The following is a 22,828-nucleotide window of genomic DNA, read 5'->3' on the forward strand; positions in this document are numbered from 1 at the left end:
CCGATCGCCGGAGTTTCGCGCCGATGCGTAGGTCATTCATTGCGCTTGCCACTGCCGCCCTCCTGTTGGGCGCCTGCAGCGAGCCGCCCAAGCCTAGCACGAGGACCGCGCAGTCGGTGACTGTCTCGCCCAAGGCCGGCTCACCGCTGACCGCCTCGGGCAAGGCGCGCATCGCCCTCCTGCTGCCGCTCAGCGGTCGCGCCGCGCCGATCGGGCAGGCCATGCAGCAGGCCGCCGAAATGGCGCTGTTCGACACTGGCGCCAAGGACATCGCCCTTTCGGCCTATGACAGCGGCGAGAGCGCCGACACCGCCGTCGAGGCCTATCGCAAGGCCCGTCTCGACGGCGCCGCCCTCGTCCTGGGACCGCTCTACGGCACGTCGGCCTCGGCCCTGGTGCCCCTGGTCAACCAGGGCGGCATGAACGTGGTGGCCTTCTCCAATGACGAGCAGGTCGCCCAGCGCGGCGTCTGGATCATGGGCATCGCGGCACCGCCGCAGGTCCGACGCGTGGTCGACCATGCGTTCGAGGCCGGCATCCGACGGTTCGCGACCTTCGCGCCCCAGACGACCTACGGCCAACAGATGTCGAGCACGCTCGAGACCTATGTCACGCGGCGCGGCGGCACCGTGGTCGGACGTGAATTCTTCGATCCCAACGGCGCCGACATCCCGGCCCAGGCCCGGCTGCTCGCCGCGTCGGCCAGGACCGAGGGCGAAAGCGGCAAGGTCGCCGTCCTCGTGCCGGTGGCGCCGCCCCTCCTGTCGACGGCGCTGGCCTCCCTCGCCACCAACGGTCTCGACGGCCGGGCGATCCAGCTCATCGGCACGGGCGTATGGGATTTCCCCGGTGTCGGCGCGGAGGCCATGCTGCGTGGGGCATGGTACGCCGCGCCCGATCCGGCGAAGCGGGCCGACTTCGAGCGCCGGTTCGTCTCGACCTATGGCCGGCCGCCGCATCGGCTGGCGACCCTCGCCTATGACGGCGTGGGGCTCGCCAGCCAGCTCGCGCGGCTGAAGCCGGGCGGCGACTTTTCGGCCGAGGCGATCGCCAATCCCAACGGCTGGTCCGGCGTCGACGGCATCTTCCGCTTCCTGCCCGACGGCCGCTCCGAGCGGGCGCTCGCGGTGATCGAGATCCAGGGCGACCGCGGCGTGGTCGTCAGTCCCGCGCCCACGACCTTCGCGGGCCAGCCGACAAACTGAGATGGCCGATCTTCCCAAGGCGGGGCTTCCCCGCGCCATCCTGTTCGACATGGACGACACGCTGATCCGGGCCTACGCGCAACCGGAGGAGGCGTGGACCCGCCTGCTCCATGTCTTTTCCGCCCATCTCGACGCTCATGACGAGGCGGCCATCGCGCGCGTGCGGACGGCGGTGATGGAGGAGGCGCGTGCCTTCTGGAACGATCGGGCCGAGGCCGCGAAGTGGCGGCTCGACATCCCGGGCGCCCGCCGCCTGTCGGTCCGTCGTGGTCTCGCCAGGCTGGGACGGCCCGACGACGCGCTGGCCGATCGAATTGCGGACTCCTTCACCGAGCTCAGGCGCAAGGAATACCGGCTCTATCCCGACGCCCACGCCACGGTCGATGCGCTGCGCGACGCCGGGGTGCGGCTCGCCCTCGTCACCAATGGTGCCTCGGAGACCCAGCGCGCCAAGATCGAGCGGTTCGAGCTCGCCCATCGCTTCCATCACATCCAGATCGAGGGCGAATTCGGCCAGGGCAAACCCGAGCTGGCAGTCTACCGCCACGCGCTGGAGCGGCTGGGTGTCGCTCCCGAAGAAGCCTGGATGGTCGGCGACAATTACGAATGGGAAGTGGTGGCGCCGCAGGCGCTGGGCATGTGCGGCATCTGGTACGACCCATTCGATGCCGGCGTGCCCGCTCACGCCACCGCGCAGCCGACCCGCATCATCAAGCGGCTCGCCGAGCTGATCGAGTAAAGTTTATGCCAGATAGCAACCAATATCCGTCGTCCTGAGCGCAGCGCCGAAGGCGCGTAGTCGAAGGACCTCTTTTCTCTTCGACACGTCACGCGCCGAAAAACAGGTCCTTCGACTGCGCCGCCCTACAGGCGGCTCCGCTCAGGACGACGGGAAGTACTTTACGCCGCGCCGTTGCCCGTCGAGCGCGGCGGCACGCCGATCGCGGCGCGTTCGTACACGGCCTTCACCTCGGCGCTGCGGCGGCCGAGTTCGTAGCGCAGACCCGTGTAGAGGTTCACCGGAAACGGCATGTCGGCGTTGAAGTCGATGATCAGCACGACGCGCGTCTCATCGGTCTGGTTCTTGACCCAGTGCTCGCGCGTATCGTCGAACACCAGCGGCACGCCGACTTCCCAGAAGAAATGGTGGCCGCCGATCTCGATCCAGCATTTCTCCGGCTCGCTGGGCACGATCAGCGGATAGTGGAAACGAACGACGCCCGCCGCGGAGCCGCGGTGCGGCTCGATCTCGGCCCGGCCGGCGAGGATGCTGAACAGGGCCGTGTGCACGCCCGGGATCCGGTTGATGGCGGCCATCGTGTCGGGTACCGCCGCCGTGTTCGCCTCGATCTCGTGGCCGTAGATCTTCAGGATGAAGGTGCGCCAGGCACGACCCGGCACATAGAGGTCGCGCGGATGGACCTCGTGCAGGGTGGGGATTTCCTCGTGGTGGCTGAGCAGGTAGTCGAGGTCTGCCTTGATCTTGTCGTGGCTCTTCCTGAGCTCGGCCAGGAATGGAAAGGACTTTAACGCCTCGTCACCGGCCAGCGGCAGCTTGGGCATGTTCTGCAGAATCCAATCCGAGAGCTTCAGATTGAGCTTCTCCAGGGGCTCCTGGGGCACCCAGATGTTCTTCGTGAGATAGAAACGGCCCTTCTGGCCAACGCCTTTTGGCACATCCGTCGTCGTCATGCGGAAGCAATCCTGCCTGCTGCCATGCCCGGTTCCTGCACGAAAGGCGCGAAAACGCTGCCTCGTGCGTCGCACAGGGCTCTATTTCTGAAATAAACATTCCCTCGATGCAATAACCTCAAATGTCGCAAAAACCGTGTGGCCCGCTGCGTCGGCGGATGGCCTATTGTCCGACCATGAAGATCAGGGCCACCCCATGACCGATACCGCTCACGCTGCCGGCGCCTCGCCGGAAGCCATCCGTTCGCACTACGACGTCGGCAACGATTTCTACCGGCTGTGGCTCGACGAGACGATGACCTACTCCTCGGCGATGTGGCGCGACGAGGACGACGCCGCCCCCCTCGCCGACGCCCAGCGCCGCAAGATCGACTGGCATCTGCGCAACGCCGGCGCCGACCGCGCGACCTCTTTGCTCGACATCGGCTGCGGCTGGGGCGGCATGTTGCGGGCGGCGGTCGCGACGCGCGCGCCCGGGGCGCCGCCGCTCTCGCGCGGCGTCGGCTTGACCCTGAGCGACGCGCAGGCCGAACTCGCCCGCGCCGCGCTCCGCGAAGCCGGCTCGCCGCCCGTCGATATCCGCGTCGAAAGCTGGGCCGATCACCAGCCGGCGGAGCCCTACGGCGCCATCATCTCGGTGGGCGCGTTCGAGCACTTCACACGGCAGCAGGACGACTCGCCAACCAAGATCGCGATCTATCGCCATTTCTTCACGCGCTGCCATGACATGCTGGCGCCGGGCGCGCGCATGACCCTGCAGACGATCGCCTATGGCGATCCCGACGACAAAGTCCCGACCGGGCCGCTGATCGAGGACATCTTTCCCGAATCCGAACTGCCGCGCCTGCCGGAGATCCTCGCCGCCGCGAACGGGATCTTCGAGGTCGAGCGCTTCCGCAACGACCGCAACGACTACGGCCGGACGTGCGAGATCTGGGCGGCCAACCTCAAGGCCCGGCGCGCCGAAGCGCTCGACATGGTCGGCAAGGACCAGACGCGGCGCTATGAGCGCTACCTGAAGTTCGCCGCCTGGGGCTTCTTCTCGCACCGCCTGCACCTGCTGCGCTTCCGCCTGAAGCGCCGCTAACCGGAGCCGCCATGACCGCCCTCGACGCCTTCGCCGCCAGCGTCACCGCCGACGCGCCGCCCGCCGGGGCCGGCCCCGCCCTGCAGGCCCTGTGGTGGGCCCGCCGCGGCGACTGGGCGCGCGCCCACGAATGCGTCCAGGCGCACGAGGGCGAGCCGGACTGCGACAGCGTCCATGCCCATCTCCATCGCCAGGAGGGCGATCTCGCGAACGCCGGCTACTGGTACCGGCGCGCGGGCCGGCCGGTATCGCAGCAGTCGCTGGACGAGGAATGGGCGGCCCTCGCGGCGGAGCTGCTCACCCGGACCTTACGGCGAGACCGATCCGGGTCATAAAGCACGCCTCATGCAAAATCCCCTCCCCGGCCAAGGGCCACGGCCCAGGGAGGCCTTTTTCCGTTTCGATCGTTTCGTTTATTTCGTTTGATTCGGTTGGGAGCCTCGCCCGCCGGTTATTTGTCCTCCGGCTTCAGCATCAGCCGCTCGACCCGGCCGCCCTTCACGAGGTGTGTATCCAGCACCTCGTCGACGTCTTCCTTGGTCGGCACGCGGTACCAGATCCCTTCCGGATAGATGACGATCGTCGGGCCCAGCTCGCAGCGGTCGAGGCAGCCCGCGTTATTGATGCGCACGTTCCTGAGGCCGAGCGCCTTGGCGCGGCTCTTCATGTGATCCCGCAGCGCCTCGCCGCCGCGCTCGGCGCAGCAGCCGCGCGGATGACCGGCCGGGCGGCGGTTGGTGCAGCAGAAGACGTGGGCTTCGTAATAGGGCTTGGGATCGCCTGGCTTGTCACGCTGGCTCATGATCTCGGTCTATTCCTTCTTGGTCGATCCGCCGGTGGCGATATTGGCCAACTGGGACCAGAAGACCTGCTGCATCTGCTGCATCTGGTCCATGCCCTGCATGGAGGCCGGCAGCCAGGTCTTGAAGATCGTCTCGGGGTTCATCGACGCGAGGCTGTTGCGCAACCGCTCCTCGATCTCGCCCATGATGCGGTCCTGCATGGGCTTGATGTCCGGCAGTCCCATGAAGGCGCGGGCCTCCTCGGGCGTGCAGGTCACTTCGACGTTCACCTTCATGGGCCACTCCGTTTTGGGGACCTTAGCATGCTATGACCCCCGCATGACGACCCCCTGGCTGGCCAGAAATCCGCGCGCCACGCGCCCCCTTCCCTTCGGTCCCGAGCAGCGGTTCGTGATCAATCCCAACGGGATTCCCGAACTGTGCGAGGAGTTGAAGGCCTGCCCGGCGCACAAGCCGACGCCCCTCTACGCGCTGCCGGCCCTGGCCCAGCGGCTGGGCGTGGGCGAAATCCGGGTCAAGGACGAGAGCCAGCGCTTCGGGTTCGGTGCCTTCAAGGCGCTGGGCGGCGTGATCGCCGTCGCCAACGTGCTGACCGGCGCGGTCGGCGATGCCTATCATTCCACGCCCTCCTTCGAGAGCGTGATGAAGGGCGAGCACAGGGAAATCACCGGCCGCTTCGTGTTCACCGCCGCCAGCTCGGGCAACCACGGACGCTCGGTCGCCGCGGGCGCGAAGCTGTTCGGCAATCGCTGCGTGATCTTCCTGCCGAAATTCACCAGCGCCGAGAAGGAAGCCGCGATCCGGGCGCGCGGGGCCGAGGTGATCCGGGTCGACGGCGACTACGACACCGCCGTCGCCGAGTGCCGCCGCCAGGCCGAAGCCAACGGCTGGACGATCATCTCCGACACGTCGTGGGAGGGCTACGATTCGGTGCCGCGCAGCGTCATGCGCGGCTATTGCGTGCTGGTCCACGAGGCGGCCGTCCAGCAATGGGGCAAGGCCCCCACCCATGTCTTCGTGCAGGCGGGTGTGGGCGGACTGGCCGCCGCCGTGATCGGCTATCTCTGGGCGGTATGCGACGAGCGGCCCATCTCGATCGTAGTCGAGCCCGAAAGCGCGGATTGCTGGTTCCAGAGCAACCTCGCCGGCAAGCCGACCCTGGCCAGCGGCAATGCCGACACGGTGATGGGCGGCCTCGCCTGCCGCGAGATCTCGCCCGTGACCTGGCCGATCATCGGCGCGGCGGCGGACTGGTTCATGACCATCGGCGAGGACAGCGTCCTGCCGGCCCGCCGGCTCTATGCCAATCCGTTGGGCAACGATCCCGCGATCATCTCCGGCCCCTCGGGCTGTGCGGGTCTCGCCGGCCTGATGCGCGTCTGCACCGACGAAGCCGCTTTCAAGGCGCTGGGCCTCGGCCCGACCTCGCGCGTGCTGCTGATCAACAGCGAAGGCAACCTCGGTGAACCGCTGCCCGCGTGAGGCACATCGCATAGTTGCTCTTCCCAGTCTCCCACACCCTGTGGTAGCACTCCTCCCGCCGGGCCTTCCGGCAGGGGGAGAAACGAGAGAATGGATTTCGGGAAACTGGCGGGCCTGGGCCGCCTGGTGATGGCTGTCGCCTTGCTGGCGACGACGGCGGCGTGTGCGACGGTGGTCGGCGGCACGACGCAGGAAGTATACGTCGAATCCGATCCTGCGGGCGCCGAATGCAAGATCGACCGCCAGGGCGCCAATATCGGCGTGGTCAAGCCGACGCCTGGCCGGGTCAGCGTCTCGCGCTCCAAGGAAAGCGTCATCGTGAGTTGCAATCGCGACGGCTACGAGCAATCGAACGAGGTGCTGGTCTCGAGCTTCACCGGTGCGACGGTCGGCAACCTGCTGCTGGGCGGCGTGGTCGGCATCGTCGTGGATGCCGCATCCGGCGCCAACAACAAGTATCCCGAACGCGTCATGGTCGTGCTCACGCCCACGAGCTTCCCGAGCGATGCCGCCCGCGACGCCCACTTCGCGGGCATCCAGCAGCGACTCGAGGCCGGGGCGAAAGCCGAGATCGATCTCGTCAACAGCCGCTGCAGCTCGACCAACCGGGAACTCTGCACGATCGAGGCCAAGCAGATTTCCGATGCCCGCGACAAGGCGCTGGCCGATCTCGACCGCCGCCGGCTGGCCGCCAAAGTAGTGCCGGGCTGACATCGGCTCGCTGACGTCCTTGTCTCGCTGCACGAAGCGACGCATCCTGCGGGCACATCACAGGAGTTTCGGTTCGTGCAGCTTCAGCTCAAGACGTGGCAGTTCGTCGACGACTATCTCAAGACCAAGACCGGCATCATCATCCCGATCGGCTCGACCGAGCAGCACGGCCCCACGGGCCTGATCGGCACCGATGCGCTGACGGCGGAGATGATCGCCCGCGGCGCCGGCGAGAAGGCGGGCGTGCTGGTGGCGCCGACCATCTCGGTCGGCATGGCGCAGCATCATCTCGACTTCGCCGGCTCCATCACCCTGAAGCCGACGACGCTCATCGCTGTCGTGCGCGACACGGTGGTGTCGCTGGCGCGGCATGGCTTCACGCGCTTCTTCTTCGTGAACGGGCACGGCGGCAACATCGCCACCGTCACGGCGGCCTTCTCCGAGATCTATGCCGAGCGCTCGATGGAGCGGATGAGCAACCAGCCCTCCATCAAGTGCGCGCTCCGAAACTGGTGGGATGGGCCGGGCATCAAGCGGCTGAGTTCAGAACTCTATCCGACCGGCGAGGGCAGCCACGCCACCGCCTCCGAGGTGGCACTCACCTGGTACAAGTATCCCGAGACGATCCAGCGCAAGGAGATGGAGCCGCGCATCGCGCCGAACGGTTCCTTCGCCGATGCCGAGGATTACCGCCGCACCTTCCCCGACGGCCGCATCGGCTCGGACCCCAACCAGGCGACGCCCGAGCACGGCAAGCGCTTCTACGACACCGCCGTCGAAGAGGTCGCGCGCGATTACGAGGCGTGGGTGGCAAGATAAGGCTGGCGAGATCGGGGACCCGCCGAGCGGGTCAGCGCGGTCATCCAGGAGAGCGAAGAACACGCGGGAGATCACCGGGTTTACACGCCACCCGGGGTCCGCCCTGTTAGCGTTTTGTTCGATAGAGAACACTAGAAGTCGCATATTCCTGCACTTTTTCGCCGGCATCGCATTGACGGCAAGACGAATTGGCCGTGGAGTAAGGCCTGAGGCGAAGGCACTTTGTTGCCGCAGGTTGGCCAATGACGCTTCGGGTTCTCCTCGTGGAAGACAACGTCGAGTTGCGGGGGGAGATATGCGAGTATCTGTGCCGGCGCTCGCTCACAGTCACGGCGGTGGGATCGGTCGCGGAGGCGCGCTCCTTTCTCGACCGCTCCCCATCGTCCGGCGATGCCCTGGATGTCGTCCTGTGCGACCTGAATCTCCAGGACGGAAACGGCGCCGAACTGTACGTCGAGTTTGCATCCGTTCACCCTTCCTGCCGGTGGATTCTGATGTCCGGCGCGCCCGACCCTGACGCCCTGCGATCCGCGCAGCAGCCCGCAGCTGGCCTGCCTCCTTGCACGATCGTAACCAAGCCGGTTTCGTTGCGGGGCCTGGCAGCGCTGGTTTCAGTCGGTTCACCTCCCTAGGAAACAGGGAGGGCAGTGTGACCACAGTGCATCTGGGACCCACCGCGTTGCACGAGACCGCACACCATCTCAGCCTGTTCGTCGAGGGCCTGCGCGACTACTCGGTCGTTACGCTCTCGCCCGACGGTACCATCATGTCATGGAATGCCGGGGCGGCGGCCATCAAGGGTTACGAGGCCGACGAAGTCGTGGGCCGGCACTTCTCGCTCTTCTATACGCCTGCGGACATTGCTGCCGGAAAACCCGCCCTGGCACTTCAGGAAGCGGCCGCCAAAGGTCGCTTCGAAGTCACCGGGCCGAGGGTGCGCAAGGACGGTGGAGTGTTTTCGGCAAATGTCGTCGTGACGCCGATCGTTGCCGAGGACGGGAGATTGCTGGGCTTCGGCAAGATAACCCGGGACGTCAGCGATCGGGTCGCAGCGGCCGACCGCCTGACCATGAACGAATCGCGCCTGCAGGCTCTCGTCGACACGGTTCTCGACACTCTGGTGGACGGATTGATCATCATCGATCGAACGGGCCGCGTGCAGGTCTACAACCGAGCCTGCGAGAAGCTGTTCGGGTATGACTCGGCGGAGGTCGTCGGCAACAACGTCAAGATGCTGATGCCGCCCAACATAGAGCGCGAGCACGACCAGTACCTGATAAATTACCAGACGACCGGCGTCCGAAAGATCATCGGCATCTCCCGTGAAGTAGTCGGGCAGCGCAAGGACGGTTCGACCTTCCCGATGCACCTAGCGGTAGGAGAAACCACGCATCTCGGCGAACCGATCTATGTCGGCATCATCCGCGACCTCAGCGAACGCAACCAGGTCGAGTCGCAACTTCGTCAATCCCAGAAGATGGAAGCCGTCGGCCAGTTGACCGGCGGCCTCGCTCACGACTTCAACAACATTCTCATGCTGATCTCGGTCAATGTCGAAGCGTTGCTGGATCAGGAGTTTCCCGCGCGAACGCGGGAAAGACTCGAACAGATCGAGAAATCCGCATCGCGTGCCGCCGAGCTTACCCAGCAGCTCCTGGCCTATTCACGTCGCCAAGCGCTCCAACCCCGCCTCACCGATCTGAACGAACTCGTATTCGCGACAAGCAAGCTCCTCGGCCGCACGCTGGGCGAACACATCGAAATCGAGGCGATCCTTGCCGACGATCTGTGGATTACCAACGTCGACCGCACCCAACTCGAGACCTCGCTGGTGAACCTGAGCCTGAATGCGCGCGATGCGATGCCCCGCGGTGGCCAGCTCCTGATCGAAACCCGCAACGTGATCCTCGACCAGGACTACGTTTCACAGAACCCCGACGTAGCTGCCGGCGCCTATGCGATGCTCGCCGTGACCGACACGGGAAGCGGCATTCCGCCCGACGCCCTGGAGAAGGTCTTCGAACCGTTTTTCACGACCAAGGAGGTCGGCCGAGGCACCGGACTGGGCCTCAGCATGGTCTACGGGTTCATCAAGCAGTCCAATGGCCACATAAAGGTCTACAGCGAACTCAATCGTGGCACGTCGATCAAGATGTACCTGCCGCGAGCGGACGGCACTGTCGATGCCCAACCAGTTGCCAACGCGGCCTCTCTCGCGACCGGCACTGAGCGGCTCCTGGTCGTGGAGGACAATGCCGACGTCCGCGCCAGGGTTTGCGAAATACTTCGCGACCTTGGCTATACGGTCGACGAGGCGGCCGATGGTGTGGCCGGACTCGCGCAATGCGAAAATGCCCAGCCTCCGTACGACCTGCTTCTCACCGACGTCGTCATGCCGGGACCGATCGGCGGCAAGGCCCTTGCCGATGCCGTGTCCAGCCGGTGGCCCGATACACCCATCGTTTTCATGTCGGGCTACACGGAAGACGCGATCACCCATCAGGGCCGACTGGATGCGGGGGTGCGTCTGCTGGCAAAGCCCTTCCGACGACACGAACTCGCGCAGATGATCCGCCAGGCTCTCGACGAAAGAGGCTCGTCGCCGGGTGCTCCATAGAATGCCGGCGGCCCGGCGCTGCAGCAGGGAGCGACGCTGACAAACGCTATCGAGACACCCTCTCGCGGTGCAGGATGTAGAGGCCCGATCCCACGATCACGGCGATGCCGGCGAGGGCCAGGCTGTTGGGGACCTCGCCCCACACGACATAGCCGATGGCGAGCGCCCACAGGATCGAGGAGTAGCGGAACGATCCCATGACCGAGATCTCGCCGCCCGAGCGCAGCGCAATCACCAGGAACTGGTAGCCGATCGCGAGCAGCAGCGAGGAAGCGACGATGTAGCCCAGGGCGCGCGCATCGATCGGCTGCCAGCCTTCGGCCAGGGCCCAGGCGCAGCCGACGATGGCAACGGTGATCGCCGTGGTGAAGGAGACGACGAGCGTCGGCACGGCCGGCGGCAGGTGACGCGCGATGATGTCGCGAAAGGCGCCGAGAAACGTGCCGGTGAGTGCCACCCAGGTCCAGCCGTTGATGTCGCCGGGCCGCGGCTGGATGACCAGCAGCACGCCCACGAAGCCCACGCCCACCGCGGTCCACCGCCGCCAGCGCACATCCTCCTTGAGCAGGAGGACGGCGAGAACCGTCAGGATCAACGGCGTCGAGAGATTGACGGCGGTGGCGATCGCAAAGGGGATCTGGAACAGCGCGATCAGGTAGATGATGGCCGCGCCCGCCTCCAGCCCGCCGCGCAGCAGGACCTTGGGATGAACGGCATAGGCCATCTTGCGCCAGGCGCCCGTCGCCAGCACGGCCAGCGCGCACCAGAGCGTGGCGAACAGCCCGCGCACGCCGATCGCCTGGACCGACGGCACGGTCTCGGCCGCGAGCTTGATCAGCGCATCGTTGAAGATGAAGACGACGACCGACGCCAGCATCGCCACGATGCCGCGGGTATTGTCGATCATGACCGGGCTGCGGCTTACTTCGCCATCTTCTCGATGAGCTTCCACTGCTCGGCAGAGACCGGCACCACCGAGAGGCGCGACTGGCGCACCAGGCCGAAATCCGCGAGCTTCGGATCGGCCTTGATCGCGGCCAGCGTCACCGGCGTCTTCACGGGGCCGACCGGCTTCACGTCGACGGTGACGGCCTTGCCCGCCTTGTCGGTGGGATCGGGATAGGCGGCCTTCACGACCTCAGCGATGCCGACGATCTCCTTGCCCTCGTTGGAATGGTAGAAGAAGCAGCGGTCGCCGGGCTTCATCGCCTTGAGGTTGATCGCAGCCTGCGCGTTGCGCACGCCCGTCCAGGAGGTCTGGCCGTCCTTCACGAACTGCGCCCAGGAATAGACCGAAGGCTCGGACTTGATGAGCCAGTACGCCATGTCGTTTCCCCCTGCCCTTACTTGCCTTCGCGCCGCAGCGGCCGCGCCAACAGGGCGCGGATCGACTCGTCGAGGTCCGCGCCGCGATGCAGGATAGCATCGACGGCGGTGCATATCGGCATCTCGATGCCGAGCTTCGCGGCGCGTTCGAGAACCGCCGGCGCGGTCGCGGCGCCTTCGACCACCTGCCGCCTGCCCTGCATGTAGGTTTCGTATGACATGCCCTTGCCGAGCGCGGCGCCGAGCGAGCGATTGCGCGACAAGGGCCCCTGGCAGGTGAGGACGAGATCGCCGAGCCCGCTCAGTCCCGTCAGCGTTTCGAGCCGGGCCCCAAGGGCAAGCCCGAGCCGCGCCATTTCGGCGAAGCCGCGGGTGATCAGCGCGGCGGCCGCGTTGTGGCCGAGGCCGCGGCCTTCGACGATGCCGGCGGCGATGGCCAGCACGTTCTTCACCGCGCCGCCCAGCGAGACGCCCACCACATCGTCGGTCCAGTAAGGCCGGAACATGCCGGCGGCGAGAGAGGCTGCGAGGTCACGACCCAGCGCGGCATCGGCGGTGGCGATGCTGACCGCCGTGGGAAGACCCTGCACGGCCTCCTCGGCGAAGCTGGGCCCCGAGAGCATGGCGATGGCCCGGCCCGGCAGGACCTCGGCCAGCACCTCGGGCATCAGCAGGCCCGTCGTGGCTTCGATCCCCTTGGCGCAGATCACGACGGGGCCGCTGCCGGGGAGGCCATGCGCCACGGTGCGCAACGCCTGGGCCGGACAGACGAGGAGGATCGCATCGCAACCGGCAAGCTCGATGAGGTCCGTTGCCGCTTCGATTCCGGCGTCGAGCGATTGTCCCGGCAGGTAGATCTCGTTGCGACGGTCGTGCGCGATCGCGGCCGAAACACTGCGATCGCGCGACCACAGGGTCACCTTGCGACCGGCCCGGCGCCCGAGACAGGCCAGCGCCGTCCCCCAGGCGCCGCCGCCCACGACGCCGATATGGGCGATGCCCGTCACGCGATCCCCGTCACAGGCTGAGATTGAAGGCGATGGAGATGCGCTGCGCCGTGCCGCGATAGGGTCGCACCTGGTGCAGCACCCAGGACGGGAACATCACCAGACGCCCGGCCCGCGGCGAGATCGTCTGGTTGGTGCCGACCGACAGGCCGCCCGGCAGGCTGAAGGCGAGATACGGCGCGTACATCGCCGGCGCCGGGCCGCGCGGATCCATGAACTCGAGCTCGCCGCCCAGCGACGGATCGGCCGGGATGCCGCCATCGTCGACATAATAGACGCCCGACCAGTAGCTGGCGGGATGGGAATGGAATTCGTTGCCGTGGCCGCCACGATTGATGTTGGCCCAGATGTTGGCCTTCCAGGCGATCGTGACCGCATTGCCCTGGCGATCGGTCGTGCTGCGGTTGGCGATGTTGCGCGCGATCGCCAGCAGCTTGATCGCCGGAACGCCCGCCCATTTGTCGAGGTCCCAGCTCGACTGCCACCCACCGAGCGTGCTGCGCGGCTCGTTCGCCTGTTCCGCCTCGCGCTTGGCGAGGACCGGGATCAGCGCGGCATTGAGCTGCGGACCGTCGGGCAGATCGGCGATCAGGATCGGCGTCGCGAAGGCAGCGACGGTTTCGAAGGCGGGCTGGGCCTGGCTCATGGCGGCACTCTACATCCGATTGGCGGCGGCGGGATCGAGCGGCCAGCGTGGCCGGGGACGGAAATCGAGCGCATCGACCTGGCCGAGACGCAGCCGTTCGACGCCGGCCCAGGCGATCATGGCGCCATTGTCGGTGCAGAGCCTGACCGGCGGCGCGACCAGCTGCGCGCCATGCGCCGCCGCGACCTCTTCGAGCCGGCCGCGCAGATAGGTATTGGCCGCGACACCACCGGCCACCACCAGCGTCGACGACGGGGCCAGCACCAGCGCGTTGGCGCAGCGGTCGGCGAAGACGTCGCCCACCGTGCGCTGGAAGGAGGCGCAGAGATCGGCGACGGCGCGCGCGTCATCGGCAGGCAGCTTCTCGACGGTCTGGCGCACGGCGGTCTTGAGGCCCGAAAAGGAGAAGTCGCAGCCGGGCTTGCGCCACATCGGCCGCGGCAGTGCGAAGCGTTTCGGGTCGCCGCCGACCGCCGCTTTCTCGACGGCCGGTCCGCCGGGGAAGCCCAATCCCAGCAGCTTGGCGGTCTTGTCGAAGCATTCGCCGGCGGCATCGTCGATGGTGGTGCCCAGCCGCGTGAAGTCGCCGGGACCGCGCACCGTGAGCAGCTGGCAATGGCCACCTGATACGAGCAGCAGCAGGTAAGGAAACTCGACGGGCTCCGTCAGCCGCACGGAGAGGGCATGACCTTCGAGGTGATTGACCGCGATGAACGGCTTGTCGTGCGCGAAGGCCAGCGCCTTGGCCGTCATGACACCGACCATCACGCCACCGATCAGCCCCGGCCCGCCGGTCGCAGCGATGGCGTCGAGATCGGCCAGCCCGAGACCCGCCTCGTCGAGCGCCTGGGCGACCAGCCCATCGATGCGCTCCAGGTGAGCCCGCGCAGCGATCTCCGGCACCACGCCGCCGAACCGGCGATGCTCGGTCAGCTGGCTGTAGACCGTATTCGACAGGATCCGGCCGACCGGCTGTGCCCCGGCCGCGCCTTCGACCACGGCGACGGCGGTCTCGTCGCAGCTCGTTTCGATTCCCAGCACGCGCATGCGGGACTTCTAGCGGCCCGCACGCCGGGGCGCCAGACGACTCCTCGCCGACGCACCACCTCATCCTGAGAGGCTGGCCGGAAATGAACTGAATCGATTCAATCACTGACCTCACCCTGAGGAGCATCGCGCAGCGATGCGTCTCGAAGGGTGGGAACGCGCACCCTGTCTGTTGCCCATCCTTCGAGACGCCGTGCTGCGCACGGCTCTTCAGGATGAGGTTAAGTGTTTGTTGGGAAGACTCTACAGGTTCAGGTTGAACGCGATCGAGATGCGCTCGGCCGTGCCGCGATAGTGGCGGACCTGATGGAGCAGCCACGACGGGAACAGGACCATCCGGCCGGCCTTCGGCTGCAGGACCTCGTTGGCCCCGCCCGACAGGCCGCCCTTCATCGCAAAGCCGAGATGCGGCGCATACATTACCGGGCCGGCTCCGCGCGGATCGAGGAATTCGAGCGCCCCGCCCAGCGACGGATCGGCGGCGATGCCGCCATCGTCGACATAGTAGACCCCGGACCAGAAGGCGCCGGGATGCGTGTGGGGCAGGTTGCCGTGGCCGCTGCGGTTGACGTTGGCCCACATGTTGGCGCGCCACGTCACGGCGAAGACGCCGGGATGCGGGCCGCCAGCATTGCCCGACCGGTCGATCGTCACGCGATTGGCGGTGTTGCGGGCGATGGCCAGCAGCTTCAGCGCCGGCACGCCGCCCCAGCGCTCCATGTCCCAGGTCGACTGCCAGCCGCCTTCGTTGGAAGCCTGTGTGCCGGGGTGGGACTTCTCGCGCGCCTCGATGACCCTTCGCAGGTCGGCATTCAACGCGGCCGCATCCGGCACGTCGTGGACGACGAGCGGCGTGGCGAACAACGGTACGATTTCGAGATCCTGGCTCATGCTCGCGCTCTGTTCGCCGCCTTCATGCCTGCCGGCTTCGGCCCCCGCAACCGCCAGCGGCCGCGACCTGTCGGCACGAGCCCTTCTGGCGTGACGAAGCGACCTACGCTAGAGCAGCGGCCATGACGGCCCCCCTCCTCCGCCTCGGCACGCGCGGCAGCCCTCTCGCCCTCACCCAGACCGGCCTCGTGCGCGACGCCCTGGCCAGGGCGGTGCCCGCCCTCGCGGCACCCGGCGCCATCGAGATCGTGACCATCCGGACGACGGGCGACGTGATCCAGGACCGGCCGCTCTCCGAAGCCGGCGGCAAGGGACTTTTCGTCAAGGAGATCGAGGAGGCCCTGCTGCGGGGCCGCATCGACGCCGCCGTCCACAGCATGAAGGACATGCCGACGGCACAGCCGCCCGGCCTGGCGATTTCGGCGTTCTTGCCGCGCGAGGATGCGCGCGATGTTCTGATCGCGGGGGACATCGCACGCATCGACGCGTTGCCGCAGGGCGCCATCGTCGGAACGTCGGCGCTGCGTCGCAAGGCGCTGCTGCTGCATCGCCGCCCGGATCTGCGCATCGTCACGCTGCGCGGCAATGTCGACACACGTTTGGCGAAGCGTGCCGACGGCACCGTGCAGGCGACGATCCTGGCGCTGGCCGGGCTGAAGCGACTGGGCAGGACCGGTGTCGGCACGGCCATCCCGGAAACCGAGATGCTGCCGGCCGTCGGCCAGGGCGCGGTGTGCATCGAGGCGCGAGAGAATGACGCGCAGACGCGCGGCTGGCTCGCCGCGATCGATCATGATCCCACCGCCGTGTGCGTGCGCGCCGAGCATGCCATGCTTGTCGTGCTCGACGGATCCTGCCGCACGCCGATTGCGGGACATGCGATCCTGACGGGCGGCGAGCTGCATCTGCGCGGCCTGATCGCCCGGCCCGACGGATCGGAAGTGATCGCAACGGAACGTCGTGGATCGATCGCCGAGGCCGCCGCCCTGGGGCGCGATGCCGGCGAGGAACTGAAGCGCCGCGGCGGACCGGGCTTCTTCGCCGACTGACGCACTCTCGACCGCGCGCGAACGGGCCCCTAGACTTCGGCCCATGCACCCCATCCTGCGCTTCCTGCTGATCGCGTGCGGCTTCGCGTCTCTGCTCGCTGCGTGCGAGACGGCGCCGGTGTCCGGCCGCTCGCAGGTGATGCTGGTGAGCGAGAACGAGGAACGCGAGATGGGCCTGCAGGCCTATCGCGAAGTGCTGAGCAAGGAACCGCTGTCGCGCGACGCCCAGACCAACGCCATGGTCGAGAAGGTCGGCCGGCGCATCGCCAACGCCGCCGAGCATCCGCCGCAGGAACTGTGGCGCGCGCCGCGCTTCCGCTGGGAATTCAAGACCGTCGACAAGAACGAGCCCAATGCCTTCTGCCTGCCCGGCGGCAAGGTCGTGGTCTATACGGGCCTGCTGCCGATCACGAAGACCGAGACCGGCATGGCCGTCGTGATCGCCCACGAAGTGGCGCATGCCCTTGCGCGCCATGGCGCCGAGCGGATGAGCGACCAGATGGTGGCGTCGGTCGGCACCGCCGCGGCGGCCGTGGCCCTGTCGGCGACCGTGAGCGGCCGCAGCCGCACCTATCTGCCGGCGATGATGGCCGCGGTCGGCGCCGGCGCGACGGTGGGCTACATCCTGCCGATGTCGCGCGCCCAGGAATCGGAAGCCGACCGCATCGGCCTGGTGCTGATGGCGATGGCGGGCTACGACCCGCGCGAGGCGGTCGCCCTCTGGGAGCGCATGCGCGCCGCCAGTTCCGGCAAGCGGCAGGCAGAATGGCTCAGCACCCACCCCGCCGACACGACGCGCATCGCCGACATCAAGCGTTGGCTCCCCGAAGCCCTGCAATATTACAAGCCGCGATGACCCAAACGCTGGAATACGACGCCACGGGACTGCTTTGCCCATTGCCGGTGCTGCGCGCCAACCGCAAGCTGCGCGAGCTCGTGGTCGGTGGATTGCTCACGGTACGCGCGACCGATCCCGCCGCGGAGGCCGACTTTCCCGCCTTCTGCCGGCAGACCGGACACGAGCTGGTCTCCTCGAGCCGCGAGGGCGAGGTGCTGGTATTCGTAATTCGGAAACGGTAGACGGCGGAAACGCCAGACGCCCGTTCGACAGACGAGAGAGAGTTCATGCCGCAGACGACCTTCAAGACCATCGATTCCACCGACGTGTCCGGCAAGCGGGTGCTGGTGCGCGTCGACCTCAACGTGCCGATGAAGAAGGGCGTGGTGACCGACGCGACGCGCATCGAGCGTGCGGCGCCGACCATCAAGGAGCTGGCGGCCAAGGGCGCGAAGGTGATCGTGCTCAGCCATTTCGGCCGTCCCGACGGCAAGCGCGTGCCGGAGATGACGTTGCGGCCCCTGGTCGAGCCGCTGGAGAAGGCGCTGGGCAAGACGGTCGCCTTCGCCGAGGACTGTATCGGCCCGCTGGCAGAAGCCGCCGTGCGCAACATGAAGGCAGGCGACGTGCTGCTGCTCGAGAATCTCCGCTTCCACAAGGAGGAGGAGAAGAACGACGCGGGCTTCATCGACAAGCTCTCGCTGCTGGGCGACGTCTACGTGAACGATGCCTTCTCGACCGCGCATCGCGCGCATGCCTCGACCGAGGGCCTGGCCAATCGCCTGCCGGCGGTCGCCGGCCGCCTGATGCAGGAGGAGCTCGAGGCGCTCGACAAGGCGCTGGGCAATCCGAAGCGCCCGGTCTGCGCCATCGTCGGCGGCGCCAAGGTCTCGACCAAGCTCGACCTGCTGGGTAACCTGGTCGGCAAGGTCGACAAGCTGATCATCGGCGGCGGCATGGCGAACACCTTCATGCATGCGCAGGGGATCAAGGTCGGCAAGTCGCTGTGCGAGAAGGATCTCGCGGCCACCGCACTCGAGATCCTGGAGAAGGCCAAGGCCGCCAAGTGCGCCGTCCTGCTGCCGGTCGACGTCATGGCGGCGGACGAGTTCAAGGCCGACTCACCACACGTCGTGGTCGACGCGGACGCCTGTCCCGACGACAAGATGATCCTCGATGTCGGACCGAAGTCGATCGCGCTCTACCAGAAAGAGCTCGCCGAGTGCTCGACGGTCGTCTGGAACGGCCCGCTCGGCGCCTTCGAGATCAAGCCGTTCGACACCGGCACGGTGGCGATCGCCCGGGACGTGGCGCGGCTCACCGGCATGGGCAAGCTGCTGTCGGTGGCCGGCGGCGGCGACACGGTGGCGGCCCTGGCCGCCGCCGGCGTGGAGGAAAAATTCTCCTACGTCTCGACCGCCGGCGGCGCCTTCCTCGAATGGATGGAAGGCAAGACCCTGCCCGGCGTTGCGGCGCTGATACGGGCGGCGTAGCGTCGGCGCATGAGCGCCCCGCCAACCCAACCCGATCGCCCGCGCCTGCCGTGGGATCCGCCCGAACATTTCGAGAAGCGGGTTCCTGACGGCGACAATCGCGAGCGGCTGGTCTGCGGCCGCTGCGAGTTCATCCACTACCAGAACCCCAAGGTCGTCGCCGGCGCCGTGTGCACTTGGGAAGACAAAATCCTGCTGGCCAGGCGCGCCATCGAACCGCGCAAGGGTTTCTGGACGCTGCCCGCCGGCTACATGGAACTCGGTGAGACGACCGAGCAGGCCGCGCAGCGCGAGGCGCTGGAAGAGGCCTGCGCCACCATCGAGATCGACCGGCTGCTCGCCATGTACAGCGTGGCCCGCATCGGCCAGGTGCAGATCATGTACCGCGCCCGGCTGGTCACACCCGAGATCGCCTGTGGCGTCGAAAGCGAGGAAGTGGCGCTGGTCGACTGGGCCGACATACCGTGGGACCAGCTCGCCTTCCCCACGGTCGTGTGGGCGCTCGCCCACTTCCACGAATCGCGCGACAAGACTGACTTCTCCACCTACTCGAATCCCGCCGGTGACCTCGCCCGTATGTGGCCGCCGCGCAAGCCGGCCGGCGTCTAGTCGTCCGGGAGTCGAGCGGCGACCCGAGAGGGCCGGATGAACAGCGAAACCGACTACTACACGATACTCGGTGTCCTGCCCTCGATCGACCAGGGCGCGCTGGCAGCCGTCTACCGTGCGCTGCTCAAGAAGCATCACCCGGACCTGCATGACGGCGACAAGGCGAATGCCGACCGGATGACCCGGCGCCTCATCGAGGCCTACGAGATCCTGGGGAATGCCGATTCGCGCGCCGAATACGACCGGCTTCGCGAGGATCGCGGCGCGTCATCCGGCGATTTCGACGCCGATGCCGACCCGTCCGACGACGGGCAAGAGATGGAGGACGAGCACCTCGACGCGGCGTGGTATTACATCGCGAGATACTATCCGGAGGCGGAGCGGGCTCGCCGGGAACTCGCGGAACTGTCTACGGCGCTGGCTCTCACCTTCCAGGTCACGCTCGTCGAGACGAAGGTGGCGGCGGATGCGGACGAGCTGGCCGACGCCCTCAGGCATCAGTTCCTCGAACGCTATTTCGGATCCAATCCCGACGTGCAGGCGTTCGCCGTCGAGGCGCTGCGGCGGAATCGTCGCGATGTCGCCCTCGAGATCAACCAGGCCGTCAAGTTCCTGGGCTCGCCGCGGCCCGCCGAGACCGCCCGCTTCATCGAGACCGTGAAGCAGGTGACGCAGTGGAAAGTCCGCGTCGCCCCGCGGCAACGGCCGGCGCGCACCGGCGACTGGGGCGGCTACACGCTCTCCAGCGTCGACTGGGCAACGCTGGCCGCCGTCTTCTCGATCAGCTTGATCGTGCTGGCCTACGCGAAGATCATATAGGGGTCGTGCCGCGCCTCAGCTGCCGCGGACGAAGGGATTGTCGTCACCGTCCCAGTAGCGCCTGAGCAGCGGGATCTGCAGGAAGGCGAAGATCATCGTCAGCGGGAAGCTGAGGAACATCTTGCTGGCGATCCACGTATCGGTCGGGAAGTTGCGCCACATCACTTCGTTGACGATGGCCAGCACGAAGAAGAACACCGTCCAGCGCATCGTGAGCTGATACCAGCCCTCGTCGGTCAGCCGGAAGGCCGCGCCGAACAACGGCTTCAGCAGCGGCTTCTTGAACAGGACGAGCCCACCCCCCAGGATCACGGCGAACAGGCAGTTCACGATCGTGGGCTTCAGCTTGATGAAGGTGTCGTCCTGCAGCCAGATGGTGAGGCCGCCGAACACCAGCACGAAGAAACCGCCGACCAGCGGCATGACCGGCCAGCGCTTCTCCAGCCAGCGGTAGCAGGGCAGCGCGATCGCGGTCGCGACGATGAAGATGCCGGTGCCCCAGTAGATGCCCCAGCGACCGTTGGCGGCGAAGAACAGGACCAGCGGCCCGAGTTCAAGCGCCGTGGCGTAGAGCCGGCGCATGCCGTTGTCGTCGCCGCTCCGCTCTGTGCTCATACCGGCAATCCCATCAATCCGCGCGCGAAGGCCCTTGCCTCGAAGGGCCGGAGATCGTCGATGCCTTCGCCGACACCGATGGCAACCACCGGCAGCTTGAATTTCTCAGCCAGCGCCACCAGCACACCGCCCTTGGCGCTGCCGTCGAGCTTGGTGAGCACCAGCGCGTCGACTGGCGACATGGTCCGGAAGGTCTCGACCTGGGCATGGGCGTTCTGGCCCGTGGTCGCATCGAGCACCAGCAGGCAGGAATGCGGCGCCTCGGGATCGAGCTTGCGGATGACGCGCACGATCTTGGCGAGCTCTTCCATCAGGTTGGTCTTGTTGTGCAGGCGGCCGGCGGTGTCGATCAGCAGCACGTCGGTCCTCTCGGCGCGCGCCCGCTCCAGCGCCTCGTAGGCGAGGCCCGCCGCGTCGGCGCCGGTCTGCTTCGACACGACCGGGACGCCGGCGCGGTCGCCCCAGACCTTGAGCTGCTCAACGGCGGCGGCGCGGAACGTGTCGCCCGCGGCCAGCATCACCGAGCGGCCCTCGCCCTTGTAGAGGCCGGCGAGCTTGGCGATGGTCGTGGTCTTGCCGCTGCCATTCACGCCGACCACCAACACGACATGCGGCTTGCGCGCGGCGTCGATGGTGAGCGGCACAGCGACCGGCTGCAGGATCTCGGCGATGTCGTCGGCGAAGGCCGCGCGCACCTCCTCGTCGGTGACTTCCTTGCCGAACCGTTCCTTGCCGAGCTTGGCCACGAGCCGGCTGGCGACGGCGACGCCGAGGTCGGCCTGGATCAGCACGTCCTCGAGATCGTCGAGCGTCTGCTGGTCGAGCTTCTTCTTGGTGAAGAGGCCGGTGATGCTCTCGGCGACCTTCCTGGTCGACTTGGACAGGCCCTCGCGCAGGCGCGACAGCCAACCTTTCTTTTCGACTTCGGGCTTTTCGACCTCGGGCTTTTCGACCTCGGGCTTCTCGACCTCGGGTTCCTTCGCGGCCACCGCTTCGGCCTCGGTCACCGTTTCGACGGGGACCGTCTCGGGCTCCGGCGCCGTCGGCACCGGCTCGATGGGCGGCGGCGCGACTTGTGTCTCGGGCTCAGCCGTGACGGCCGGCTCTACCGGTTCAAGTTTCTCGACCTCGGGCTCGGCAGGCCTGGGTGTCTCGACAGCCGGGGTCCCGCGGCGGAAGCGCGCAAACCAGCCCTTCTTCTGCGGCTCGCCGGTATCGCTCATGCGAGCAACGAACGGTCGAGTTCGCCCCTGTAGGCGAGCGCGATGCCACCGGTCATCGACACATGGTCGTCGCGCAGCCACTCGATGGTGAGCGTGCCATGCTCGACGACGACGTCGACCTTGCGATCCGTCAGCCCCCGCCGCGCGGCGGCAACGCCGGCCGCACAGGCGCCCGAGCCGCAGGCGAGCGTGAGGCCCGCACCGCGTTCCCAGACACTCAGCCTCAGCTTGTTCTTCCCGATGATCTGCGCAACGCCGACATTGACCCGCTCGGGGAAGAACGGATCGTGCTCGAGCTTCGGCCCCAGCTCCGTGATCGGGATCGATGCGAGATCGTCGACGAAGAAGGTCGCGTGCGGATTGCCGACATTGGTGCCGACAGGGTCGTGCAGGGGCCCGAGGCCGACCGGCATGTGATTGGTGTCGCAGGCGGTCGCGACGGGAATCTCGCGCCAATCCATGCGCACCAGCCCCATGTCGACGGAGATGACCGGCAGCCCGTTGGCGCCGCGTCCGACTTTCTGCGATTCGAGCAGGCCGGCAACCGTCTGGATCGTCACGTCGTCGGCCTTGCGCTCGTCCATCAGCACCGAGGCGACGCAGCGCGTGGCGTTGCCGCAGGCCTGGGCTTCCGTGCCGTCGGGATTGTAGATGCGCATGAAGACGTCGGCGTCGGACTCGGTCGGCGGCTCCAGCACGATGAGCTGGTCGCAGCCGACGCCCAGCCGGCGATCGGCGATGGCGCGCCGGCGCGGCACCGTGAGATCGAGGGCACCGCCCCGCGCGTCGAGCACGACGAAGTCGTTGCCCAGCCCGTGCATCTTCAGAAAAGGCGTTCCGGCCATGCGG

Annotated in this window: 27 protein-coding genes; 15 read left to right on the top strand and 12 right to left on the bottom strand. The window is 67.3% G+C overall.

What is annotated here, in order from left to right:
- Nucleotides 1-23 precede the first annotated feature (23 nt).
- On the top strand, nt 24-1,205 hold the full coding sequence (locus EPO41_RS05610; RefSeq protein WP_296321640.1) for a penicillin-binding protein activator: 1,182 nt from the start codon (nt 24-26) through the stop codon (nt 1,203-1,205).
- 1 nt (nt 1,206) lies between these two features.
- The gene (locus EPO41_RS05615; protein ID WP_296321643.1) at nt 1,207-1,944 is read left to right on the top strand and encodes an HAD family hydrolase; all 738 of its coding nucleotides are present in this window, start codon (nt 1,207-1,209) and stop codon (nt 1,942-1,944) included.
- 161 nt (nt 1,945-2,105) lie between these two features.
- On the opposite strand, the gene EPO41_RS05620 is transcribed toward EPO41_RS05615, so the two are convergent.
- Complete coding sequence (locus EPO41_RS05620; protein WP_296321645.1) at nt 2,106-2,897, bottom strand: aspartyl/asparaginyl beta-hydroxylase domain-containing protein; 792 nt, start codon at nt 2,895-2,897, stop codon at nt 2,106-2,108.
- Between the two features lie 196 nt (nt 2,898-3,093).
- Here EPO41_RS05620 and EPO41_RS05625 point away from each other — a divergent pair, with 196 nt between their 5' ends.
- Together EPO41_RS05625 and EPO41_RS05630 are read left to right on the top strand one after the other, a co-directional pair.
- Entirely contained in the window at nt 3,094-3,984 is an 891-nt protein-coding gene (locus EPO41_RS05625) for a cyclopropane-fatty-acyl-phospholipid synthase family protein (protein WP_296321648.1), read from the top strand.
- Between the two features lie 11 nt (nt 3,985-3,995).
- Entirely contained in the window at nt 3,996-4,319 is a 324-nt protein-coding gene (locus EPO41_RS05630) for a hypothetical protein (RefSeq protein WP_296321651.1), read from the top strand.
- A gap of 116 nt (nt 4,320-4,435) precedes the next feature.
- On the opposite strand, the gene EPO41_RS05635 is transcribed toward EPO41_RS05630, so the two are convergent.
- Both EPO41_RS05635 and EPO41_RS05640 read right to left on the bottom strand, forming a co-directional pair.
- Nucleotides 4,436-4,786, bottom strand: a complete 351-nt coding sequence (locus EPO41_RS05635; RefSeq protein ID WP_295133485.1) for a (2Fe-2S) ferredoxin domain-containing protein — start codon at nt 4,784-4,786, stop codon at nt 4,436-4,438.
- 9 nt (nt 4,787-4,795) lie between these two features.
- On the bottom strand, nt 4,796-5,062 hold the full coding sequence (locus EPO41_RS05640) for a DUF6489 family protein (protein WP_296321654.1): 267 nt from the start codon (nt 5,060-5,062) through the stop codon (nt 4,796-4,798).
- A gap of 43 nt (nt 5,063-5,105) precedes the next feature.
- On the opposite strand from EPO41_RS05640, the gene EPO41_RS05645 reads away from it, so the two are divergent.
- From EPO41_RS05645 to EPO41_RS05660, 5 genes are all read left to right on the top strand, one after another.
- Nucleotides 5,106-6,269, top strand: a complete 1,164-nt coding sequence (locus EPO41_RS05645) for a diaminopropionate ammonia-lyase (protein WP_296321656.1) — start codon at nt 5,106-5,108, stop codon at nt 6,267-6,269.
- Nucleotides 6,270-6,359: 90 nt separating this feature from the next.
- Nucleotides 6,360-6,980 (top strand): hypothetical protein, encoded by a 621-nt coding sequence (locus EPO41_RS05650; protein ID WP_296321658.1) that lies wholly within the window; start codon nt 6,360-6,362, stop codon nt 6,978-6,980.
- 75 nt (nt 6,981-7,055) lie between these two features.
- Nucleotides 7,056-7,799: a creatininase family protein gene (locus tag EPO41_RS05655; protein ID WP_296321661.1), complete on the top strand. Its 744-nt coding sequence runs from the start codon at nt 7,056-7,058 to the stop codon at nt 7,797-7,799.
- Nucleotides 7,800-8,041: 242 nt separating this feature from the next.
- The gene (locus tag EPO41_RS29735; RefSeq protein WP_363246949.1) at nt 8,042-8,431 is read left to right on the top strand and encodes a response regulator; all 390 of its coding nucleotides are present in this window, start codon (nt 8,042-8,044) and stop codon (nt 8,429-8,431) included.
- Nucleotides 8,359-10,416 carry a PAS domain-containing sensor histidine kinase gene (locus EPO41_RS05660; protein WP_296321664.1) on the top strand — a complete coding sequence of 686 codons (2,058 nt, stop codon included), beginning with the start codon at nt 8,359-8,361 and terminating at the stop codon, nt 10,414-10,416. The genes EPO41_RS29735 and EPO41_RS05660 overlap by 73 nt, the downstream gene beginning before the upstream one ends.
- Nucleotides 10,417-10,462: 46 nt before the next feature.
- Here EPO41_RS05660 and EPO41_RS05665 read toward each other — a convergent pair whose 3' ends face one another.
- The 6 genes from EPO41_RS05665 to EPO41_RS05690 all read right to left on the bottom strand — a co-directional run bounded on the left by EPO41_RS05665 (nt 10,463) and on the right by EPO41_RS05690 (nt 15,333).
- Nucleotides 10,463-11,323, bottom strand: a complete 861-nt coding sequence (locus EPO41_RS05665) for a DMT family transporter (protein WP_296321667.1) — start codon at nt 11,321-11,323, stop codon at nt 10,463-10,465.
- 14 nt (nt 11,324-11,337) lie between these two features.
- Complete coding sequence (locus EPO41_RS05670) at nt 11,338-11,742, bottom strand: EVE domain-containing protein (RefSeq protein ID WP_296321669.1); 405 nt, start codon at nt 11,740-11,742, stop codon at nt 11,338-11,340.
- Nucleotides 11,743-11,759: 17 nt separating this feature from the next.
- Nucleotides 11,760-12,749, bottom strand: a complete 990-nt coding sequence (locus tag EPO41_RS05675; protein WP_296321672.1) for an NAD(P)H-dependent glycerol-3-phosphate dehydrogenase — start codon at nt 12,747-12,749, stop codon at nt 11,760-11,762.
- 10 nt (nt 12,750-12,759) lie between these two features.
- Nucleotides 12,760-13,395: a TIGR02466 family protein gene (locus EPO41_RS05680; RefSeq protein ID WP_296321675.1), complete on the bottom strand. Its 636-nt coding sequence runs from the start codon at nt 13,393-13,395 to the stop codon at nt 12,760-12,762.
- Nucleotides 13,396-13,404: 9 nt separating this feature from the next.
- Entirely contained in the window at nt 13,405-14,442 is a 1,038-nt protein-coding gene (gene tsaD / locus EPO41_RS05685) for a tRNA (adenosine(37)-N6)-threonylcarbamoyltransferase complex transferase subunit TsaD (RefSeq protein ID WP_296321678.1), read from the bottom strand.
- Nucleotides 14,443-14,685: 243 nt separating this feature from the next.
- Nucleotides 14,686-15,333, bottom strand: a complete 648-nt coding sequence (locus EPO41_RS05690; protein WP_296321681.1) for a 2OG-Fe(II) oxygenase family protein — start codon at nt 15,331-15,333, stop codon at nt 14,686-14,688.
- Between the two features lie 122 nt (nt 15,334-15,455).
- On the opposite strand from EPO41_RS05690, the gene hemC reads away from it, so the two are divergent.
- From hemC to EPO41_RS05720, 6 genes are read left to right on the top strand one after another with little or no spacing between them, the layout of a single operon-like run.
- Nucleotides 15,456-16,382: a hydroxymethylbilane synthase gene (gene hemC, locus EPO41_RS05695; RefSeq protein WP_296321684.1), complete on the top strand. Its 927-nt coding sequence runs from the start codon at nt 15,456-15,458 to the stop codon at nt 16,380-16,382.
- A gap of 43 nt (nt 16,383-16,425) precedes the next feature.
- Nucleotides 16,426-17,238, top strand: coding sequence for a M48 family metallopeptidase (locus EPO41_RS05700; protein ID WP_296321687.1), 813 nt, complete (start codon nt 16,426-16,428; stop codon nt 17,236-17,238).
- Complete coding sequence (locus EPO41_RS05705; RefSeq protein ID WP_296321689.1) at nt 17,235-17,462, top strand: sulfurtransferase TusA family protein; 228 nt, start codon at nt 17,235-17,237, stop codon at nt 17,460-17,462. The genes EPO41_RS05700 and EPO41_RS05705 overlap by 4 nt, the downstream gene beginning before the upstream one ends.
- A gap of 45 nt (nt 17,463-17,507) precedes the next feature.
- Entirely contained in the window at nt 17,508-18,713 is a 1,206-nt protein-coding gene (locus tag EPO41_RS05710) for a phosphoglycerate kinase (protein ID WP_296321692.1), read from the top strand.
- A gap of 9 nt (nt 18,714-18,722) precedes the next feature.
- Complete coding sequence (locus EPO41_RS05715; protein ID WP_296321694.1) at nt 18,723-19,322, top strand: NUDIX hydrolase; 600 nt, start codon at nt 18,723-18,725, stop codon at nt 19,320-19,322.
- Nucleotides 19,323-19,358: 36 nt separating this feature from the next.
- Nucleotides 19,359-20,141 carry a J domain-containing protein gene (locus EPO41_RS05720; protein WP_296321697.1) on the top strand — a complete coding sequence of 261 codons (783 nt, stop codon included), beginning with the start codon at nt 19,359-19,361 and terminating at the stop codon, nt 20,139-20,141.
- A 15-nt stretch (nt 20,142-20,156) separates the two neighbouring features.
- On the opposite strand, the gene EPO41_RS05725 is transcribed toward EPO41_RS05720, so the two are convergent.
- The 3 genes from EPO41_RS05725 to dapF are packed head-to-tail and all read right to left on the bottom strand — an operon-like array spanning nt 20,157 to nt 22,824.
- Entirely contained in the window at nt 20,157-20,756 is a 600-nt protein-coding gene (locus EPO41_RS05725; protein ID WP_296321700.1) for a septation protein A, read from the bottom strand.
- Nucleotides 20,753-21,979 (bottom strand): signal recognition particle-docking protein FtsY, encoded by a 1,227-nt coding sequence (gene ftsY / locus EPO41_RS05730; protein ID WP_296321703.1) that lies wholly within the window; start codon nt 21,977-21,979, stop codon nt 20,753-20,755. The genes EPO41_RS05725 and ftsY overlap by 4 nt, the downstream gene beginning before the upstream one ends.
- Nucleotides 21,976-22,824 carry a diaminopimelate epimerase gene (dapF, locus tag EPO41_RS05735; RefSeq protein WP_296321705.1) on the bottom strand — a complete coding sequence of 283 codons (849 nt, stop codon included), beginning with the start codon at nt 22,822-22,824 and terminating at the stop codon, nt 21,976-21,978. The genes ftsY and dapF overlap by 4 nt, the downstream gene beginning before the upstream one ends.
- Nucleotides 22,825-22,828 lie beyond the last annotated feature (4 nt).

It is taken from the genome of Reyranella sp. (assembly GCF_004297265.1).
Lineage (GTDB): Bacteria > Pseudomonadota > Alphaproteobacteria > Reyranellales > Reyranellaceae > Reyranella.

Bases quoted from the DNA above. Each gene is read 5' to 3' on its own strand.
- EPO41_RS05610 (WP_296321640.1), top strand. From the start codon at position 24: ATGCGTAGGTCATTCATTGCGCTTGCCACTGCCGCCCTCCTGTTGGGC.
- EPO41_RS05615 (WP_296321643.1), top strand. From the start codon at position 1,207: ATGGCCGATCTTCCCAAGGCGGGGCTTCCCCGCGCCATCCTGTTCGAC.
- EPO41_RS05620 (WP_296321645.1), bottom strand. From the start codon at position 2,897: ATGACGACGACGGATGTGCCAAAAGGCGTTGGCCAGAAGGGCCGTTTC.
- EPO41_RS05625 (WP_296321648.1), top strand. From the start codon at position 3,094: ATGACCGATACCGCTCACGCTGCCGGCGCCTCGCCGGAAGCCATCCGT.
- EPO41_RS05630 (WP_296321651.1), top strand. From the start codon at position 3,996: ATGACCGCCCTCGACGCCTTCGCCGCCAGCGTCACCGCCGACGCGCCG.
- EPO41_RS05635 (WP_295133485.1), bottom strand. From the start codon at position 4,786: ATGAGCCAGCGTGACAAGCCAGGCGATCCCAAGCCCTATTACGAAGCC.
- EPO41_RS05640 (WP_296321654.1), bottom strand. From the start codon at position 5,062: ATGAAGGTGAACGTCGAAGTGACCTGCACGCCCGAGGAGGCCCGCGCC.
- EPO41_RS05645 (WP_296321656.1), top strand. From the start codon at position 5,106: ATGACGACCCCCTGGCTGGCCAGAAATCCGCGCGCCACGCGCCCCCTT.
- EPO41_RS05650 (WP_296321658.1), top strand. From the start codon at position 6,360: ATGGATTTCGGGAAACTGGCGGGCCTGGGCCGCCTGGTGATGGCTGTC.
- EPO41_RS29735 (WP_363246949.1), top strand. From the start codon at position 8,042: ATGACGCTTCGGGTTCTCCTCGTGGAAGACAACGTCGAGTTGCGGGGG.
- EPO41_RS05665 (WP_296321667.1), bottom strand. From the start codon at position 11,323: ATGATCGACAATACCCGCGGCATCGTGGCGATGCTGGCGTCGGTCGTC.
- EPO41_RS05670 (WP_296321669.1), bottom strand. From the start codon at position 11,742: ATGGCGTACTGGCTCATCAAGTCCGAGCCTTCGGTCTATTCCTGGGCG.
- EPO41_RS05680 (WP_296321675.1), bottom strand. From the start codon at position 13,395: ATGAGCCAGGCCCAGCCCGCCTTCGAAACCGTCGCTGCCTTCGCGACG.
- tsaD (WP_296321678.1), bottom strand. From the start codon at position 14,442: ATGCGCGTGCTGGGAATCGAAACGAGCTGCGACGAGACCGCCGTCGCC.
- EPO41_RS05690 (WP_296321681.1), bottom strand. From the start codon at position 15,333: ATGAGCCAGGATCTCGAAATCGTACCGTTGTTCGCCACGCCGCTCGTC.
- hemC (WP_296321684.1), top strand. From the start codon at position 15,456: ATGACGGCCCCCCTCCTCCGCCTCGGCACGCGCGGCAGCCCTCTCGCC.
- EPO41_RS05700 (WP_296321687.1), top strand. From the start codon at position 16,426: ATGCACCCCATCCTGCGCTTCCTGCTGATCGCGTGCGGCTTCGCGTCT.
- EPO41_RS05705 (WP_296321689.1), top strand. From the start codon at position 17,235: ATGACCCAAACGCTGGAATACGACGCCACGGGACTGCTTTGCCCATTG.
- EPO41_RS05710 (WP_296321692.1), top strand. From the start codon at position 17,508: ATGCCGCAGACGACCTTCAAGACCATCGATTCCACCGACGTGTCCGGC.
- EPO41_RS05715 (WP_296321694.1), top strand. From the start codon at position 18,723: ATGAGCGCCCCGCCAACCCAACCCGATCGCCCGCGCCTGCCGTGGGAT.
- EPO41_RS05720 (WP_296321697.1), top strand. From the start codon at position 19,359: ATGAACAGCGAAACCGACTACTACACGATACTCGGTGTCCTGCCCTCG.
- EPO41_RS05725 (WP_296321700.1), bottom strand. From the start codon at position 20,756: ATGAGCACAGAGCGGAGCGGCGACGACAACGGCATGCGCCGGCTCTAC.
- ftsY (WP_296321703.1), bottom strand. From the start codon at position 21,979: ATGAGCGATACCGGCGAGCCGCAGAAGAAGGGCTGGTTTGCGCGCTTC.
- dapF (WP_296321705.1), bottom strand. From the start codon at position 22,824: ATGGCCGGAACGCCTTTTCTGAAGATGCACGGGCTGGGCAACGACTTC.